Origin of the sequence: Streptomyces sp. NPDC085866 (assembly GCF_044541035.1) — a bacterium.
Taxonomy (GTDB): Bacteria; Actinomycetota; Actinomycetes; order Streptomycetales; family Streptomycetaceae; genus Streptomyces.
On the sequence record NZ_JBITSQ010000013.1, the window covers coordinates 181,428 to 199,448 of the forward strand.

At 74.5% G+C, this 18,021-nt stretch carries 8 protein-coding genes; 1 reads left to right on the forward strand and 7 read right to left on the reverse strand.

Translation table 11 applies throughout. The annotated features are described in order from the left end of the window. Positions 1 to 58 precede the first annotated feature (58 nt). Positions 59 to 703, reverse strand: coding sequence for a DedA family protein (locus tag ACIF83_RS31375; protein ID WP_398139663.1), 645 nt, complete (start codon positions 701 to 703; stop codon positions 59 to 61). Positions 704 to 1,116: 413 nt separating this feature from the next. Between ACIF83_RS31375 and ACIF83_RS31380 the strand changes: the two genes are divergently transcribed. Beyond that, positions 1,117 to 2,049, forward strand: a complete 933-nt coding sequence (locus ACIF83_RS31380) for a YbhN family protein (protein ID WP_399731955.1) — start codon at positions 1,117 to 1,119, stop codon at positions 2,047 to 2,049. Between the two features lie 55 nt (positions 2,050 to 2,104). Here the strand turns inward: ACIF83_RS31380 and ACIF83_RS31385 are convergent, their stop codons facing one another. From ACIF83_RS31385 to ACIF83_RS31410, 6 genes are read right to left on the reverse strand one after another with little or no spacing between them, the layout of a single operon-like run. Further along, positions 2,105 to 3,172, reverse strand: a complete 1,068-nt coding sequence (locus ACIF83_RS31385; protein WP_399731958.1) for a class I SAM-dependent methyltransferase — start codon at positions 3,170 to 3,172, stop codon at positions 2,105 to 2,107. After that, positions 3,169 to 4,371 carry a nucleotide disphospho-sugar-binding domain-containing protein gene (locus ACIF83_RS31390; RefSeq protein ID WP_398139666.1) on the reverse strand — a complete coding sequence of 401 codons (1,203 nt, stop codon included), beginning with the start codon at positions 4,369 to 4,371 and terminating at the stop codon, positions 3,169 to 3,171. The genes ACIF83_RS31385 and ACIF83_RS31390 overlap by 4 nt, the downstream gene beginning before the upstream one ends. Beyond that, positions 4,368 to 5,180, reverse strand: coding sequence for an alpha/beta fold hydrolase (locus tag ACIF83_RS31395; protein WP_393482447.1), 813 nt, complete (start codon positions 5,178 to 5,180; stop codon positions 4,368 to 4,370). Before ACIF83_RS31395 ends, ACIF83_RS31390 begins: the two co-directional genes overlap by 4 nt. Before the next feature lie 2 nt (positions 5,181 to 5,182). Next, positions 5,183 to 5,503, reverse strand: a complete 321-nt coding sequence (locus ACIF83_RS31400; protein WP_094219583.1) for an acyl carrier protein — start codon at positions 5,501 to 5,503, stop codon at positions 5,183 to 5,185. Next, complete coding sequence (locus ACIF83_RS31405) at positions 5,500 to 10,248, reverse strand: beta-ketoacyl synthase N-terminal-like domain-containing protein (protein ID WP_399731962.1); 4,749 nt, start codon at positions 10,246 to 10,248, stop codon at positions 5,500 to 5,502. Before ACIF83_RS31405 ends, ACIF83_RS31400 begins: the two co-directional genes overlap by 4 nt. Position 10,249: 1 nt before the next feature. After that, positions 10,250 to 17,662: an SDR family NAD(P)-dependent oxidoreductase gene (locus ACIF83_RS31410; RefSeq protein ID WP_399731965.1), complete on the reverse strand. Its 7,413-nt coding sequence runs from the start codon at positions 17,660 to 17,662 to the stop codon at positions 10,250 to 10,252. Between the last annotated feature and the right edge of the window lie 359 nt (positions 17,663 to 18,021).

Here is an 18,021-nt window from a genome sequence, read left to right on the forward strand (position 1 = left end):
TGTCGCGCCCACGCGGCGGAGCCGCAAATCGGCACAGCCCCGCGCCCCTTGACGAGTCTCAGTCCCCGGCGCTGACAGGTTCTGCTTCTCGCTGTTCCGTTCGGACCTTCTTCGCCCTGCGCTTGATGATCAGCATCGACGTCAGGCCGATCAGGACCGCTGCTGCCAGGCCCAGGTACGAGAAGCGCTTCAGCCAGTCCTCGGCCACCACGCCCACGTAGTAGATGACCGCCGTGGTGCCGCCCGCCCAGCAGATGCCGCCGAGGACGTTGGCCGTCAGGAACTTCCAGTACGGCATGTGGAGGACGCCCGCGAGGGGGCCGGCGAAGATGCGCAGAAGGGCGACGAAGCGGCCGAAGAAGACGGCCCACATGCCCCACTTCTCGAAGGAGCGCTCCGCGGTGGCGACGTGGCCCTCGCTGAAGTGTCTCGGGAACTTCTTCCCCAACCAGGCCAGCATGGGGCGTCCGCCCTTGCGGCCGATCGCGTAGCCGATCGAGTCGCCTATGACGGCACCGGCGGTCGCACACGCGCCGAGGACGATCGGGTTGATGCCGGAGTGCTGGGAGGACATGAGGGCGGCCGAGACCAGGACGATCTCGCCCGGCAACGGGATGCCCAGGCTCTCCAGGCCGATCACCAGGGCCACCACCGCGTAGACGGCGGCCGGGGGCACCGTGTCGAGCCATTCCTGGACGTGCACCGCCGGTTCCTCCCGTGTCGCCTTCCCTGCCCGTCGGGGCGTGGCTTGCACAGCGCGCCCCACGGGAAGGCTACCTGGTCTGCGGTGAACGACGGCTCCCGCGGACACCCGGCGGCACCGTCCCGCCCTCACTCCTTCGGCTTTCGGACATCCAGCTGTCACGCGGGAGGGGAAGGCTCTCGGCGGTTTCGCCGCCCCGCTTCCCCCAGGTCCCTCGCCGGGGCCCGATGCGGAAGGACGACGTCCCCGTGTCCTCACTGTCCCCGCTCTCCCCACCCGCACCACCGCCTGTTTCACCTGTCTCCTCCGTCTCGCCTCCCTCGCCCCTCTTGCCTGTCCCGCCTGTCCCGCCTGTCCCGCCTGTCCCGCCATCGTGTCCGGAGTCCGAGGCTCCAGTGGGACGGGGCTCGCTCATGGCCGCCCGGCCGGTCCGGGTCGGCCTCTGTCTGGCTCCCCTGCTGCTCGCCGTGGGCTGGGCACTGGCCAACCGGCCCGTGGCGTTCGGCGGTGTGACGCGGCTGCTCGCGGCCGACCCCTGGTGGCTGCTGGCCGGGGTCGGGTTCACCTGTCTGAACTGGGTGGCGGCCTCCGGTGCCCGCCAGGGCGCGCTGCCGGACCGGGTGCCGCCGGTGCTGCTCCTGGCCTCCCAGTTCGCCGCCGGTGCCGCGAACCACGTGCTGCCCGGCGGCCTCGGCGCACACGCCGTCACGCTGCGGTTCCTGCGCACCCGAGGCGTGCCGCTGCATCGGGCGACCGCCTCGATCGGCCTGTACTCGCTGGCGAAGTCCGGTGCGAAGACCCTGGTGCTCCTGGTGTTCCTGGCCGCCTCGCCCGCCTGGCGGCGACTTGGGGACCTGCTCCCGGACGGGCGGCTGCTGGTGCCCCTCGCCGCCGTCGCGGGCGGGGTGCTCGCCGTGGCGGGCGTGCTGCTGACGGTCGTACGGCCGTTGCGGCGCCCGGTGACGGGGCTGGTGCGCTCCGCCCTCGCCGATGCGCGGGAGGTGCACGGCCGGCCCTGCCGGGTGCTGGCCCTATGGGGCGGAGCGGCCGCGATGCCGCTGCTGCAGGGGGGTGTGCTGGTCTGTGTGGGGTCGGCGCTCGGCCTCGGGCTGCCCTGGGAGCAGGTGATCCTCGCCTACCTGGCGGCCGGCACCGCCGTCGGGGCCGTGCCGTCGCCCGGTGGGCTCGCGGTGGACGCGGCGCTGGTGTGGACGCTGGTCGCCTTCGGCGCCGAGCCGGCAGCGGCCACCGCGGCCGTGATCGGGTACCGGGTGCTGACCGACTGGCTGCCGCTGCTGCCGGGCGCGCTGGTGCTGTCGGCGCTGATCCGCGCCAAGGCGTTGTGAGCGCCGAGGTGTGGCGACCACCCGAGGTGTGAGCGCCATGGTGTGCTGAGCCCGGTCACTCGCGTCGGGCCACCAGACGGTAGGCGTTGGACAGGCCGAGGCGGTGGGAGAGGGGTCGTACCGCGAAGCGGTCGAGCAGGGTGGCCGTGAGCAGGGCGGGGACGCCTGCCAGGAGGGTGGCGGTGCGCAGGGAGCGGCGGAGGGCGCCGGGAGGCTCGGGCAGCCAGGGTGCGTCGTCACGCGGGGCGGTGTGGTCGAGGGCCAGCCAGACGGCGGCGAGCAGGTCGACCGGGTCGTGCGGCTCGGCGTGCTGCTCGGCGACCACCGTGAAGCCGAGTTCGGCCAGCCGCCGACGCAGGTTGGCGACCGGCATGAAGTGCAGGTGCTGCGGCTGGAGCCAGGGCAGCCACCAGCGGCCGAGGAGCCGGGCGTACCGGCTCTCCGGGTCCGGTACCTCGATGAGCAGGTGACCGCCGGGGCGTACGACCTCGTGGGCGGCGCGGAGTTCGCGGTCGGGGCCGGCGCTGTGCTCCAGGTAGTGGAACATGCTCACCACGTCGTAGCGGGCGGCGAGTTCGGGTGCGAGGTCGGGGAAGGCGCCACGGTAGGCGTGCTCCACGCGGCCCTCGCGGGCCGCGAGTTCGACGCCGTCGGTGAAGTCGAGACCGTCGAAGGAGGTGCCGGGCAGGACGGTGCGGGCGGCCTCGCAGAAGTGGCCGTGGCCGGTGCCGACGTCGAGCCAGTTCTTCGGGGTGGGATCGTGCGGTGCCATCGCCTCCGCGCGGTCCCGGTACATCGCGGTGCGGCCGCCGAAGGTGCCGCTCATGCGCTGCTCGCCCAGGCCGTCGTAGAAGTCGCGGTAGTAGAACTCCAGCCCCTCTTGCGTCAGTTGGGGGTTCTGGAAGGTGTGTCCGCAGTCCGTGCAGCGGTCGAGGGTGAAGCGGCCGGGCTTGTGCTGGAGCAGGTCGGTGGTGTGCAGGCGGGTCGTCAGGCTGCTCGACGTGCACCAGGGGCAGGTGGTGCGGCGGGGTGCGAAGAAGCGTTCCGTGCCGTCGGCGAGGTCGGCCTGGTAGGCGGGGCGCAGGGCGGCGATGCGCTCGCCCTTGTCACTGTGGTCGCTCATCGGTTCTCCGTTGTCCCTCCGCTGCTTCGTGCTGCCAGACGTTCGAGGTGGTCGGCGGCCGCGCGAGCGCCGCCCGCGGCGCGGAACGCCGCGCGGACGCGCATGGCGGCGGCCCGGTGGGCGCGGTCGTGCAGGACGGTGTCGAGGGCCGCGCCCAGCCGGGGTGCGGTGACCCGGCCGAAGCGGACCCGGACGCCGGCGCCCGCGTCCACGACCTGGGCGGCCACCACGGGCTGGTCGTCACGGATGGGCGCCACGACGAGCGGGACACCGTGCCACAGCGCCTCGCACACGGTGTTGTGTCCGGCGTGACAGACGACCACGTCCATCCGTTCCAGCAGCGGTAGTTGGGGCACGGACGGCAGGATCAGCACGTCCTTGTCGGAGAGGTCGGCGGGCAGGGTGGCGCCCGGGTCCACGAGCACCGCCTGCACCCGGTCGGCGCGTTCGCCCAGCGCGGTGCGGCACTCGGCGAGGAAGCGGCCCCCGACGTCGGCGTTGGCGGTGCCGAGGGTCACCAGGACCTTCGCCCGGCCGGCATCCAGCCAGTCCCAGGGGAAGCCGGGCCCGGCGGGGCGGTCGGTGAGGGACGGGCCGACGTAGTGGATCCGCTGCCCCAACGGCGCCTGGGGACCGATGAGTTCGGGCGTGCTGAAGACGAGCAGCAGGTGGGGCGAGTAGCGCGGGTCTGCGATGCCGGCCGGGTCGCCGATCCGGGTGCGCAGCTCGGCCAGGCGCTGCCGCAGCCACTCGGCGACCTTGGGCATGCCGTCGTAGGCGCCGGTGAACTCGGCCGAGGTGGTCGCGGAGGTCGCCCAGGGCAGGCCGAGGCGTTCGGCCACCAGGGGACCGGCGAAGGCCTGCTGGTCGGCGACGACCACGTCGGGGCGGAACTGCTCGACGGCCGCGCGGACGCCTGGCGCCATCGCGTCGGCGAGCGGCACCAGATACCCCTCCCAGAGGAACTTCAGCGCCTCCGCGCCCCGCAGGTCGGGCGGTCGTACGGCACCTTCGGCGCCCGGCACCGCGCCGGCGCTGGCGAACACCTCCGCGTTCTCGCCCGCGAGCCGGCGGACCAGTTCCGGGTCGGCGCATGCCCAGGCCACCCGGTGTCCGCGCACGGTGAGCCGGGCGGCGACGCCGACGGCCGGGTTGATGTGTCCGACCAGCGGCGGGACGACGAACAGGAACCCGCTCACCGGACCCCCGCCCGCGCCTCGCCGACGGAGTGGATCAGGTCCAGGATGTGCCCGCCGACGGCCGGGGCCGCCTCGACCAGCACCGAGTGCTCGTGCCCGGGCAGCACGACCGGCCGGAAGTCGGTGAGCAGCGCCTCCTTCAACGGCACCAGGTCCACCAGGTCCGAGTCGCCGCCGTAGACGCCGAGGACCGGGCAGCGTACGGCCCTGATCTGCTCCTCGGTCAGCACCCGGCTCGCGGGGATGTCCCTGCCGAGGGTGGTCTCGCGGGCGAGCCGGGCCGCGCCCTTGGCCAGGCGGGCGGTGTTGTGGCCGCGGTGGGCGGCGATCCAGGCGAGGGCGTCGGGCTCGTTGTGCGCGAGTTCGCTCAGCACCCGGCGCAGGATGCCGCCCAGTTTCACCGCCCAGGCGGCGGTCGCGGGTTCTGACTCGATCAGGGTGAGGCTGGCCGTGCGGTCGGGGTGGCGCGCCGCGTGACCGAAGGCGATGGTGCCGCCGTAGGAGTTGCCGACGAGGTGCACGGGCCCGGTGATCCCGAGCCGGTCGAGAAGTGTCTCCAGGTCGTCGATGTTGTGGTCGAGGGTGTAGCCGTCCGCCGGGCGCTCGCTGCGGCCGTGTCCGCGCAGGTCGTACATGACGACGTCGAGGCCGGCCGCCGCGAAGGCGGGGGCCACGGTGAAGTAGTAGCTGGCCAGGCTGTCGGTGAGCAGCCCGTGCACAAGGACGACCGTGGCGTGCGGGGTACGGCCGTCCGCGGGCCCCGTCCGCTGGACGTGCAGGCGGATTCCGCCGGCGTCGATCATCGCCATGGTCAGCCCGCCTCCGTGGTCTTCAGGCTCCACACCACGTACTCGACGAGCCGGCCCACGGTCAGCTCGATGATCTCGTCGAACTCCATGCCGGCGAGGAACTCGGCGAGGTTGACCCGCCGGCCGTACCGCTCCTCCAGCAGTCCCGCCAGGGTGACGAGATCGATGCTCTCCAGTTCCAGATCGCGGTTGAAGGTGGTGGACATGCCGATCACCACGTCGTCCTCGCCGTACTCCGCGAGGAGGGTGCGGAGCATGCCGGTGATGTCGGCGAGCACGGTGTCGGTGGTGGGCTGCGCCGGCACCGGCTGGGTGGGGTTCATCGCGGGTACTCCTCGGCTGCTTCGTCTGCTGGTCCATCGCCTGGTCCGGCACCGTGTCCGTCACCGGACTCGGGTCCCGTCGTCCAGGCCACCACGTAGGCCCGTCGGGGCAGGGCGGGCGGATTGCTCGCCGGTGCGCAGTGCACGGTGTAGGCGCGCTCCAGCCGACCGGAGACCTCCAGCCGGCTGCCGTCCGGGGCGGCCTCGCGCACGGCGAAGTCCCTGGGGCGGCCCCCGAATCCGACCCCCTCGGCCTTCGCCACGGCCTCCTTGGCGGCCCAGAAGCGGGTGAACCACAGGTCCTCGCCGTCGGGGCCGGCCGCGCAGAGCGTGCGCAGGAGCCGCAGTTCGTCCACGCCGAGGGCGGTGGCGAGCGTCGCGGGGTCGCGCGCGGTGACTTCCTCGATGTCGATACCGGGGCCGGGCCGCGGGGTGTGCGGCCGTACGATCGCCACGCCCGCCTCGGCCCGGTGGGCGAGCGAGACGTCCAGCGGGGGCAGGGTGCGGCCGTGCACGCCGGTGACGTAAGGGCGGCCGAGTTCGTCGTTGTGCACGCGGATCTCCGCCGGGAAGACGGGCCCTTCGCCGTGCTGCCACAGCCACTGCCGTACGGCGTCCTTGACCGCGATCCGGCCCAGCAACCACTGTCTGCGGCCGCGCGGCGGGCGCTCCGCGTACTCCGCGCGCTCCGCACCGCCGAGCGAGTTGCGCATGATCAGCTCGCGTGAGGCGAGGTCGGGCCACCGCTCGTGCACGAGCGCCCAGCCGCCGGGCCGGGCCTCGGAGAGGGTGTGGCGCTCGGGGAAGCGTTCCACGGGGCGGGTCTGCGGGTCGTTGTCGAAGCGGCGGTCCTGCCAGCCGCTGAGTACGGCCCACACCTGCCCGTCGACGGTCAGTTCCGCGTCCGCCTCCAGGAGAGTGTCGGTGAGCGAGGTGATCCGCAGCAGGCAGTCGACCTTCGTCCCGGCGGCCGGATGCGGCCCGTGGAAGCGCATCTCCCGCATCTGCACCGGGAACACGACGGTCCGCTCGGTGCGCGTCGCCATGATCCAGTAGCCCAGCAGCTGGCCGACGTTGTCGAGCAGGGCGCCGGGCGCCGCGGGGGCGGTGATCACTCCGCGGATGTGCCGCGCGCCGACCGCGGTCAGTTCGCTGAGGCCCTGGAAGGCCGGGCCGTGGAACATCCAGCGGTCGCGGTAGATCTGTGCGGCGGTGTGGTCGGGTACGCGTTCGGGGGCGTCCGGGCGTGGGCTCGACGGGGGCGGTGCGGGGTGGTACGGGGCGAGTTCGATCACGGCACGGGCCGTGGGGCCGAAGGCGACGGCGACGCGGTCCGGGTGGCTGGAGTCGGGGGTGACGGTGACGGGCACGTCGACGGGGGGTGTGGCGGTGAGCCAGCGGTCGAAGCGGGCACCGTGCACGGCGACGGCGCGCAGGCCGGGTGCCGCGTCCTCCGCCGCGTCCATCATGTGGCGGACGATCGTGGTGGCGGGGACCACCGGCCAACGGTCTTCGACATCCGGCCAGTCGGGGCGTTGGGGGAAGAAGCAGTGGTCCAGGAGGTGGGGCATGGAGTGGGGGGAGATGTGGACCGTGGTGGTGGCGGGTGCTGGGGTGGGGACGGGGCTGTGGGGTGTGACGGCCGGGTGCGCCGGGGCCGGGGCGGCGGCTCGGGCGAGGGTGCGGGGCGCCGAAGCGGGGGGCGTGACGGCGGCGGTGGCCGGGAGTGGTGCCGGTCCGCCGTCGCTTCGGCCGCTTCGGTGGCCATGCGCCGCGATCAGCTCCGCCGCGGTGTCCGCGGTGTCCCGCAGCAGGGCGGTCAGCTCGGCGGCGGCCGGGAAGCGGGTGGCGAGGTCGTCGAGGGAGGACGTGCCGGGGCGGGGCGGCTGCGAGGGGCGCGCCGCCTGCCGGCCCGGCCGCAGCTCCGACCGCAGCACGTCCAGGTCCGGCCCGGCCAGGGACACCAGGGCACCGTCCAGATCGAGACGGACGGCGGGGCGCGCGGGTGCCGCCGCGGACGCGCGGGTGCGAAGTGCGGTCACGGATGCCTGCGCACGGGGCGCCTGCTCGGGCGCTTCGACGCGGCCCGCCGCCCGCAGTGACGGAGCGGGCGGCAGCGCGGGAGCCACCCGCGCCCCCGCCGTCCACAACGCCGTCGCCACGCATCGCAGCTGGGTCATTCCGGAGCGGTGCGGGGAGTTGGCGGCGACGGCCAGGTGATCGCGGTCGGCGAGGGTGTCGTCGATGAGGGAGGCAAGTTGGCCGGGGCCGGTCTGCACGAAGGTGCGGTGGCCTGCCGCGTACAGGGACTCGATCAGCTCGCGGAAGCGGACGGGCTCCAACAGGTGTCGTACGAACAGCTCGCGCACCGCCGCCTCGTCCTGCGGGAAGGGTTCAGCGGTCGTCCCGGACCAGACCGGCACGGTCGGCGGATGGAGCCGGAAGCGGTCGGCGGCTTCCTTGATCGGGGCGAGATACGGTTCGAGCATCGGCGTGTGGAAGCCGGAGCGGAACGGCAGGACCTGGCACAGGACTCCCTGGGCGCGGAAGGACCGTACGAACTCCTGGACCGCCGTGTCCGGACCGCAGACCATCGACTGGCGGGGCGCGTTGTCGTGGGAGAGCACGATCCCGGAGCCGGCCCAGGCCTGGGCGAGAGCCGTCCGGACGCGGTCCGCCGAGGCGCCCACGGCGCCGAAGGCCAGACCCGGCACGGTCACCGTGTCCGGGTCGAACTCGGCCATGAAGGCGTCCACTTGGGCGTTCGAGTACAGTCCGGCCGCCGCCATGGCCGTCCACTCGCCGACGCTGTGCCCGGCGACCGCGTCCGGTACGACCCCCATGCGGCGCAGCGCGGCGTCCAGGAGCCGGCCCACGCCCACGACACCGAAGCCGTGGCGTCCGACGTCGTCGACGCGTACGTCCGTGCCGGTGGCCGCGAGCGGGGGCAGGCCGAAGTGGGCTGCGATGTCGTCGGCGCGGGGCGTGAAGCCGCCTTCGAGGCCGGGGAAGACGAAGGCCAGCTTGCCGGGCCCGAGCAGCGGGGCGGGCCGGAACCAGACGTCGCTGCGGCCCTGCCAGGCGCGGCCCTTGCCGACCGCGCGACGGGCCAGGGCCAGCCGTTTGGGGGTGGGGTCGACGATGCCGAGGCGTACGGGGCCGGCGTCGGGGTGCGGCCGGGCGGGATCGAGGCCGGCGGCGAGGACCGCCGGGTCGTCGGCGGCGAGGAGGGCGGCGAGGTCGTCCGGGGTGTCGGCGGCGAGCAGCAGAACGCGCTCCGGCTCGGCGGGCGTGGTCCGGGCATGCCGGGTCCTCGCCCGCTCGCCCGGCGCCTCCTCCAGCACCACGTGGGCGTTGATCCCGCCGAACCCGAAGGCGTTCACGGCGGCCCGCCGGACCGGTTGTTCCGGGCCGGTCTCCCAGGGGCGCGCCCGTTCCAGGGTGCGGAAGCGGGTGGCCGCGAGGGCGGGGTGGGGGTCGTCGCAGTGGAGGGTGGGCAGCAGTGTGCCGTGGTGCAGCGCGAGGGCGGCCTTGACCAGGCCGGCCACACCGGCGGCCGGCATGGTGTGGCCGATCATCGACTTCACCGAGCCGAGCACGGGCCGCCGGCCGCCGTGGGCCGTGCCCGGCCCGAACACCTCGGCGAGTGTGGTGAGTTCGGCTGCGTCACCGGCGGGGGTGGCGGTGCCGTGCGCCTCCAGCAGGCCGACGGAGTGGGGTGCGGCGGGGTCGAGTCCGGCCGCGTGCCAGGCCTGGCGCACGGCTCGGGTCTGGCCGCCGGGGTCGGGTGTGACGAGCCCGGCGGTACGGCCGTCGCTGGCCACGCCCGTCCCGCGGATCACCGCGTACACGCGGTCGCCGTCGCGTGCGGCGTCCGCGAGCCGTTTGAGGACGACGACGCCGGTGCCCTCTCCGATGAGGATGCCGTCGGCGTCGCGGTGGAAGGGGCGGATGCGCTGGCTCGGGGACAGGGCGCGGAGCTGGGAGAAGACGCTCCAGAGGGTGATGTCGTGGCAGTGGTGCACTCCCCCGGCCAGCATCATGTCGCAGCGTCCGGTGGTGAGTTCGGTGACCGCCTGGTCGACGGCGACCAGCGAGGAGGCGCAGGCCGCGTCCACGGTGTAGGCGGGGCCGCGCAGGTCGAGCCGGTTGGCGATGCGGGAGGCGGCGAGGTTGGGGACCAGGCCGATCGCGGACTCGGGGCTGTCCGGGCCGAGCCGTTCGGTGAACGCCTCCCGCACCCGGTCCAGCTGGGCGGGCGACAGGTCGGGCAGTAACTCGCCCAGTGTGCACACGAGTTGTCTCGCGGTGCGCACGCGCTGGTCCAGCCTGACCAGGCCCGGGGTGAGGTAGCCGCCGCGGCCCAGGGTCACGCCGATCCGGTCCCGCGCCGGCAGCCGGTCCGTGCCGCCCGCGTCGGCGAGCGCGGCGGCGGCCACGTCGAGGGCGATCAGCTGGTCGGGCTCGGTCCCCGGCACGGACGCGGGCATGATGCCGTACCGGGTCACCTCCACCTCGGCCAGTCCGTCCACGAAGCCGCCGCGCCGGCAGTAGATCCGGTCGGCGACGGCGGGCTCCGCGGCCGAGCCGGGTCGGTAGTAGCCGGCGTCCCACCGCCCCTCGGGGACGTCGCCGATGGCGTCCACGCCGTCGCGCAGGTTGCGCCAGTAGGCGTCGAGTCCTGCGGCACCGGGCAGCAGCACCGCCATCCCGACTATGGCGACGGGAGTCTGAGGCTCCGTCATCTCACCAGCCCGAGGCGGTGTAGACGACGGCGCGGGCCGGGCGGTCGCCCCAGGCGAGTTCCCGGAGCAGGGCAGCGGTGCCCTCGTCCGGGTCGATCAGCTGCACCCCGCGGCGGGCGTACTCCCGGCCCAGTTCCTCACCGACCATGCCGCTGTGGATCCCGGAGGGCGCCCAGGGGCCCCAGTGGACGGTGAGCGCGCGGTGGCCGGTGCGCTCGGCCCAGTCGGCGCCGAGGCGCTCCAGGGCGTCGTTGGCGGCGGCGTAGTCGGCCTGGCCGCGGTTGCCGAGGACGGCGGCGATGCTGCCGAACAGCACCGTGAATCCCGGCCCGTCGGGCAGGTCGTCGAGCGCGCTGAGCAGGGCGGCGGCCCCGGCCGTCTTCGTGCCGTACACGCGCCGGAAGGAGTCGGGGCTCTTCTCGGCGATCAGCCGGTCCTCGATCACCCCGGCGGCGAAGACGACTCCGTCGAGCCGGCCGTGCTCGGCGTGGATCTCCTTGACGGCCTGGAGAGCGGCGTCCCGCTCGCGGAAGTCGACCGAGCGGTAGCGGGCCTCGCTGCCGAGGGCGGCGAGCTCCGCGAGGGTGGCGGTGATCTCCCGCTGGGCGAGGACGAGTTCGGCCGCCCGGTTGACCTCCGCCGGTCTCAGCGAGCCGCTCGCTGCGAGAGCGGCGCGCAGTTCGACGGCGGTGCGGGCGGCGGCGATCGCCGGGGTCTCGGGCGCGGTGGGGGCGGGGGTGCGGCCGACCAGCTCGATGCGACAGCGGCTCGCGGCGGCCAGTGCGACGGCGAACCTCGCCGTGATGCCCCGGGCACCGCCGACCAGCAGCACCACGGATTCCCGGTCCAGGCCGAGTGCGGCTGCCTCGGCGGCGCCGTCCCCGGCGGGGCCCGCGCCGGTGCTGCCGAGCGGGCCCAGGGGCGCGGGCACCAGTTCGAGACCGTGCCGCTGCCCGGTGTCCGTGCGCAGGACGACGGGGGCCGGCTCCGGCGCAAGCAGCTCGGCGAGCAGGGCGTCGGCGACGGCCGCGGGGGCGGCGTCGGGGACGGTGACGATCCGGGCGAGGGTGTCGGGGTACTCCCGGGCGACGGTGCGGAAGAGGCCGTGGAGACCGGCCGACCGGGCCGCCGCCTCGCCGTCGGCCGGCTGCACGGCCAGCAGGCTGCGCGGTGCGCGGGCCAGGGCCGCCTGCAGCACGGGGAAGGCCTCGGGCAGCACCGGAAGCTCCGGGCCCGGGAGCGCCCCGAGGTACAGGACGCCGTCGACCCTGCCGTCGGCCTCGCCGAGGAGGTGGGCCTGGTCGACGGTGACCGTGTCGGCGCCGTGCTCCCGGAGCCGTGCCGCGACCTCGGCCGCCGCTCCCCCGCCGTCGCCGAGGAGCACGAACCGGGTGCCGGGGAGGGTGGCGGCGGGGGCGGCCGAGGGGTGCGGGAGGGGCACCGGGCGCAGTTCGCAGCGCTTCGGGGCTTCGCCGAGGGGCGTGTGCTCGTGCGGGGCTGCCGGTCTCTGGTCGGCAGCTGCGGTGGGCTCCGGAACAGCCCCGGCTCCCCCACCGACCCGCGCCGTCAGCCAGGCCGTCACCGACGCCGCCGTACGCGCCTTGGCCAGCTCCTCGAGTTCCGCGTCGTCCAGGATCTCCGCCCCACCCGCGATCCCCAGGCGTCTGGCGAGTTCGCCCGCTATCTCGGCCCGCTTGATCGAGTCGATGCTCAGATCCGCCTCCAGGTCGAGGTCGGGTTCGATCATGTCGACGGGGTAGCCGGTGCGCTCGCTGATGATCTCGAGGACGACGTGCTCGACGTCGTGCTCGGGCTCGGGCTCGGGCTCGGTGGGCTCGGGCAACGGCGTTGCGGCAGCGGGTAGTCGGGCCGGCTCCGGGAGCACGGCCTGCGGTATCGGTGCGGGGGCGGCCGGTGCCTGCGGGGTCGCGCCGGGCGCGGCGCCGAAGTAGGTGAGCAGCACGTCGCGCTGGGCGGCGATCATCTCCCGGCTGGTGCGCAGGAATTCGGAGATCAGCGCGTCCTGGCCGGCCGGGACACCGTACTGCGGGTTCGTCGTCACAGTCGTCTCCACGACTCGTCGGGCCGGTGCGAGGGCACCGGGGAGGAGTGCTCCGTCGGCGGTGCGGACGAGGTGTCCGTCGACCGTCCAGCCGGGCCGCCGCGGTACCGGCGTGCGGAGCGCGTCGACGGCGTCGCGGCCCCGGAGGAGCCAGGCGGTGCGCACCGGCAGCCCTGCGAGGGCCAGCTGGGCGAGGGCGTCGAGCCAGCCGGGCAGGCCGCTGTCGGCGCGGGGCTCGCAGGCGACGGTGCGATGCGGACGGTCGCCGAGGATCCGGCCGACGAGCCGGGTGAGGACCGTGCCGGGGCCCGCCTCCACGAAGATCCGCGCTCCCGCCTCGTACATCGCCTCGATCTGGGCGGCGAAGGCGACCGGCGCGCCGATCTGCGCGGCGAGTTCGACGCGTACGGCGTCGGCGTCCTGCGGGTACGGGGACGCGGTGCGGTTGGCCCAGACGGGGAACTCGGGGGCCCGTACGGCCTTGTCCGCGAGGACCTTGGCGAACCGCTCCCCGGCGGCGGCCACCACCGGACTGTGGAAGGCACAGGCGACCGGGATGCGACGCACCCCGAGGCCCGCCTCGCGCAACCGGCCCACGGCGGCCTCTACTTCGGCCGTGGGACCCGAGATCACCGACTGATCGGGCGAGTTTTGATTGGCGACGACGACCGACTCGGGCGCCCCCGCGGCGCGCAGTGCGCGTGCGACGTCCTCGGCACCGGCTCCGACGGCGGCCATGGTGCCGGGTTCGTCGCCCGCGGCCGCCAGGATCGCGCTCGCACGCTCGGTGCTCAGCTCCAGCAGGGTCTCCGGGTCGAGGGCCCCGGCCGCGCTCAGCGCGACCAGTTCACCGTAGCTGTGTCCGGCCGCGAGGTCCGGCTGGACACCCGCCGCGGTGAGGAAGGCATGGGCGGCCAGGCCGGTGATGCCGAGCGCGGGCTGCGCGGCCCGGGTGTCGGTGAGGTCGGCCCGACGGCGCTCGCGGGCGGCCTCGTCGAAGGCGGCGGGCGGGTACAGGGCGTCGGCGTGGGCGCGGCCGAGGTGCAGGTAGTGGCGCAGCTCGGGCAGGGCGACCAGCAGGTCGGCGAGCATGCCGGGCCGCTGGCTGCCCTGGCCGGGGAAGAGGAAGGCGACCTTGGCCTCGCCCTCGACGGGGCTGTCGGCCGCCGGATCGTGTTCCCCGGCGAGGATGCGTCTCAACTGCCCGATCAGGTCGTCGACATCACGGGCCACGACCGCTGCCCGCACCGGTTCGTGGGAGGTGTCCGCGCGCCGGGCGGCGGCGAGGGCGAGGTCGCGCAGGCGCCAGGGCCGGCCGTCGGACTCGGCGGCCCGCAGGATCTCCTCGACGTCCCGGTGGGCCGCCGCCGTGTCCTTCCCGCGGAACAGGAACAGCTCGGCGGGCCAGGTGTCCATGGTCTGCTGCGGCGGTGCGGCGCCGTCGTAAGCCCCGAGCACCGCATGGAAGTTGGTGCCGCCGAAGCCGAACGCGCTGACCCCGGCGAGCCGTTCGGCCGCCGGGGCCGCCCAGGGCCGGGCGCGGGTGTGGAAGGCGAAGGGGCTCTCCTCCTCCGACCAGGCCGGGTTGGGCCGGTCCAGGTGGAGGGTGGGCGGCTTGACGCCGGTGTAGAGGGCGAGGGTGGTCTTGATCAGGCCCGCGAGTCCGGCGGCGCACTTGGTGTGCCCGATCTGTGACTTGACCGAGCCGAGCGCGCAGGTACCGGTCTCGGCGCCGGCCTCGGCGAACACCTCACCGAGTACGGTCAGTTCGGTTCGGTCCCCGACGACCGTGCCGGTGCCGTGTGCCTCGACCAGGCCGACCTCGGCGGGTGAGACGCCGGCGTTGCGGTAGGCGCGCAGCAGCGCGGCCCGCTGCCCTTCGGGGCGCGGTGCGGTCAGGCCGAGGGAGCGGCCGTCGCTGGCGGAGCCGAGGCCCTTGATCACGCCGTAGACACGGTCACCGTCGCGCTCGGCGTCCGCCAGCCGTTTGAGGACCACACAGGCCACGCCCTCGCCGAGGGCGATGCCGTCGGCGGAGCCGTCGAAGGCGCGGGAGCGGCCGGTCGGCGAGAGGGCGTGCACCGAGGAGAACAGGACGAAGTCGTTGATGCCGTTGTGCAGGTCGGCGCCGCCGCACAGCACGACGTCGCTGCCGCCGGAGACGAGTTCCTTGCAGGCCACGTCGAGCGCGGCGAGGGAGGAGGCGCAGGCCGCGTCGACGGTGTAGTTGGCGCCGCCGAGGTCCAGCCGGTTCGCTATGCGGCCGGAGATGACGTTGGCGAGCATGCCGGGGAAGGAGTCCTCGGTCAGCCGGGGCAGCTGCTCCTCCAGACCGTCGGGGACCTTGCCGTAGTACGACGGGAGGACGGCGCGCAGGGTGGCCGCGTTGGACAGGTCGCTGCCCGCCTCCGCGCCGAAGACGACGGAGGTGCGCGAGCGGTCGAACGTCCGCCCCCGGTCGCCGTAACCGGCGTCGTCCAGGGCCCTGCGGGCGGCCTCCAGGGACAGCAGCTGGACCGGTTCGATACTGCCGAGGGAGGCGGGCGGGATGCCGTAGCCCAGCGGGTCGAAGGGGATGCGGGGCAGGAAGCCGCCCCACTTGGAGGCCGTGCTGCCGGCCCCGTGGTGCACGGCCGGGTCCCACCGGTCGGCCGGGACCTCGGTGACGGCGTCGCGTCCGGCGACCACGTTGGCCCAGAAGGTGGCGAGGTCGGGGGCCTGCGGGAACATGCAGGCCATGCCGACGACGGCGACGTCGAGCGGGGCGGGGGGCGCGGGTTCGCAAGCCCGCGGACCGGCGGGGCGCGGGGCGCGGGCGGCGAGGAGGTCGGCGGCGCCGTCGGTGACGGCGTGATGCAGCTGCGCCAGGGAGGTGGTCGCCGAGCGCAGGACGGCGACCTCACCGGCCATGAACATCCCGTCGCTGAGCTGCCGTTCCTCGTCGACACCGGTCAACTCGCCCTCTGCCGACCGCTCGACGCCCTTGCTCGCGATGCGCAACCGCCCGACATTGAGCCGCTCCAGCGCCTCCCACACCTCCCGGTCGGGCAGACCGGACGCGCGTAGCCCGGCCTCGCGGGCGCGGTAGTCCGTGGTGAAGGGGCTGGGGACGCAGCGGGTGGCGTGGCCGGGTGCGGTCTCCAGCAGGGCGGTCGCGGTGGCGGTCAGGACCTGCCGTTGGAAGAGCGGCTGGATCGCGCCGTGCGCGACGGCCTCCTCGGTGAACAGATAGGCCGTGCCCATGAGGACGCCGACGGCGGCGCCCCGGGTGGTGAGCGGTGCGGCCAGGGCCGCGGTCATCGCGGCGGACCGCTCGTCGTGGATCCCGCCCGCGAAGAACACCTCCAGCTGCCGTGCGGTTCCGGCATCGGCTTCGTCGTCCAGGAAGTCCTCCAGTACGGCGAGTTGGGCCTCCCACAACGGGAAGGAGGCGCGCGGTCCGACGTGCCCGCCGCACTCGGCGCCCTCGAACACGAACCGGCGCGCCCCGGCCTGCAGGAACTGCCGCAACAGCCCCGGCGAGGGCACATGCAGGTAGGTGCGGATCCCGACCCGCTCCAGCGCCTCGGCCTGGGCGGGCCGTCCGCCCGCGATGATCGCGTGCGTGGGGCGCAGTTCCCGCACGGCTTCCAGCTGGGCGTTCCTGATGTCCTCGGGCGCGAAGCCGAGCACACCCACGCCCCAGGACCGCCCGTCCAGCACGGCATGTGCCTCGGTCAGCATCGCCCGGGTCCGCTCACCGTCGGCGAGGGCCAGCGCCAGGAAGGGCAGCGCCCCGTCCGCGGCGACGGCGGCGGCGAAGCCCGCCTGATCACTCACCCGCGTCATGGGGCCCTGCGCGACCGGGAGCCGAGTACCGAGGGCACGGCTCATGGGGGAGCCGGGGCGCAGGGCACTGGCGGGGTCGTGGTCGACGGACTGGGGCGATTCGGCGTCGGGCGATTCGGTCGGGCGCCCGACGAATGCCTCGGTCGAGCCACCGTCGGCCACTGCCGTCCCACGGCCGGGCACGGTCGACCCACCGTCGGCAGACTCGGTCGCCCCACCGCCTGCCGCTACCGTCCCACCGCCGGGCAGTGTCGACCCACCGCCGGCCGCTACCGACCCACGCTCAGCACACTCGCCCAACCCACCACCGAACAACTCCGCCGGGCCACCACCGGGCAGTGTCGACCCACCGCCGGCCACTGCCCACCCACGCTCAGCACACTCGCCCAACCCACCACCGAACAACTCCGCCGGGCCACCACCGGGCAGTGTCGACCCACCGCCGAACGGTTGCGTCAGGCCATCGCCGACCGCCGCCGACCCACCGCCGACCCCCGCCGACCCACCGTCCAGCACCCCCACGGACTCGCCGTCGGCGGGCGCCACCTCCCCCGCGCCGACCGGCTCATCCAGACCGCTGCCCACCGACTTGACCGGCTCGCCGCCCACCGGCTTACCGGGCGGGGCACCCACCCGCCTCGGCCCGCCGTCATCCGTCCCTTCGGCCTCCGCCCCGACGACCTCCCGTATCGCCGCCCTCACCTCGCGCACCGTCCGCCGCACATCCCCCCACCGCTCGGCGAACCGCGCGGCGAGGAAGCCGTCCTGGCCCACCGGCAGGAGTTGGCGGCGCAGATCCCGCGCGCCGAGCAGGGCAGCGACCGCCTCGGCGTCGTCCGGGGGCGGAGGCGGGGCGTCCGGGCCGCGCCGGCGCAGCACCCGGTGCCCGGCGACGACCACGGTCTCGGAACCGTCCAGGGATCGCAGCGCGGCCCGCACCGCCTCCGGCAGCCGCGACTCGGCCAGCAGGGCCAATTGGCTGTCGAGGACGACCCCGGCGGCCCCGCCGGCCACCGCGGCGGCCGCCGTACGCGGCCCGATACCGCCACAGGCCCAGACCGGAACCTCCAACCCGTCGTCGGCCAGGAGAAGTTGGAGCAGAACGAAGGTGCTCAGGCCGCCGACCCGGCCACCGCTCTCGGTGCCTCGCGCGATCAGCCCATGGGCCCCGGCACGTACCGCTTCCCGCGCCTGCGTCAGATCCGTGACCTCGGCCAACCACCGGTACCGCGCGGCCACTTCACCCACGTTCCAGGGCGCATCCTGCGCGAGGACCACGGTGTCGGGGGCGTCACCGAGTTCGCCGGGGTCCAGCGCGCAGCGTCCGGTCACCCGGACGCCGAAGGGCCCCGGCGCCGCTCTGCTCAGCCGGTTCAGCTCCTCGCGGGATCGCCGGTCGCCGTCGCCGAGATCGAGGATGCCGAGTGCGCCGGCGCCACAGGCGGCCACGGCCGGCCCGGCATCGGGTTCTCCGAAGGGGGTGAGACACAGGATCAGGTCTTGGGCGCGCACGGGGGAGGTCATGATGCTCCGAAGAATCGGCAAGACAGCACGGTGGGGGGTGTGCGGCAGGACACTCTGGTGCGAGGCCACCGGAACCTAGCGAGGTGCTTACTGGCGGGTCAATAACGCCGCGTCCTTTTCGCGGGCGGTGGCATCGATTCGGCCAGCCCGCCGATTTCCCACGCAAGCGCCGGAAATCCGAGCAATCCCGATCCACCTCATGACCGTACGGCCGTGCCGGCCCTCTCGGCACACCCCCACAAGCCCGTCAAAGCGCCGGGCATATTCAGCGTGGACTCGCCGGGGGGCAACGGCACAGGACACGGGATCGGTTTCTGTAAATTCCGCATGACTTCCGCCCGGTGGCTCGATCCCGGTAC

Bases quoted from the DNA above. Each gene is read 5' to 3' on its own strand.
- ACIF83_RS31385 (WP_399731958.1), bottom strand. From the start codon at position 3,172: ATGAGCGACCACAGTGACAAGGGCGAGCGCATCGCCGCCCTGCGCCCC.
- ACIF83_RS31410 (WP_399731965.1), bottom strand. From the start codon at position 17,662: ATGACCTCCCCCGTGCGCGCCCAAGACCTGATCCTGTGTCTCACCCCC.
- ACIF83_RS31395 (WP_393482447.1), bottom strand. From the start codon at position 5,180: ATGGCGATGATCGACGCCGGCGGAATCCGCCTGCACGTCCAGCGGACG.
- ACIF83_RS31400 (WP_094219583.1), bottom strand. From the start codon at position 5,503: ATGAACCCCACCCAGCCGGTGCCGGCGCAGCCCACCACCGACACCGTG.
- ACIF83_RS31380 (WP_399731955.1), top strand. From the start codon at position 1,117: ATGGCCGCCCGGCCGGTCCGGGTCGGCCTCTGTCTGGCTCCCCTGCTG.
- ACIF83_RS31405 (WP_399731962.1), bottom strand. From the start codon at position 10,248: ATGACGGAGCCTCAGACTCCCGTCGCCATAGTCGGGATGGCGGTGCTG.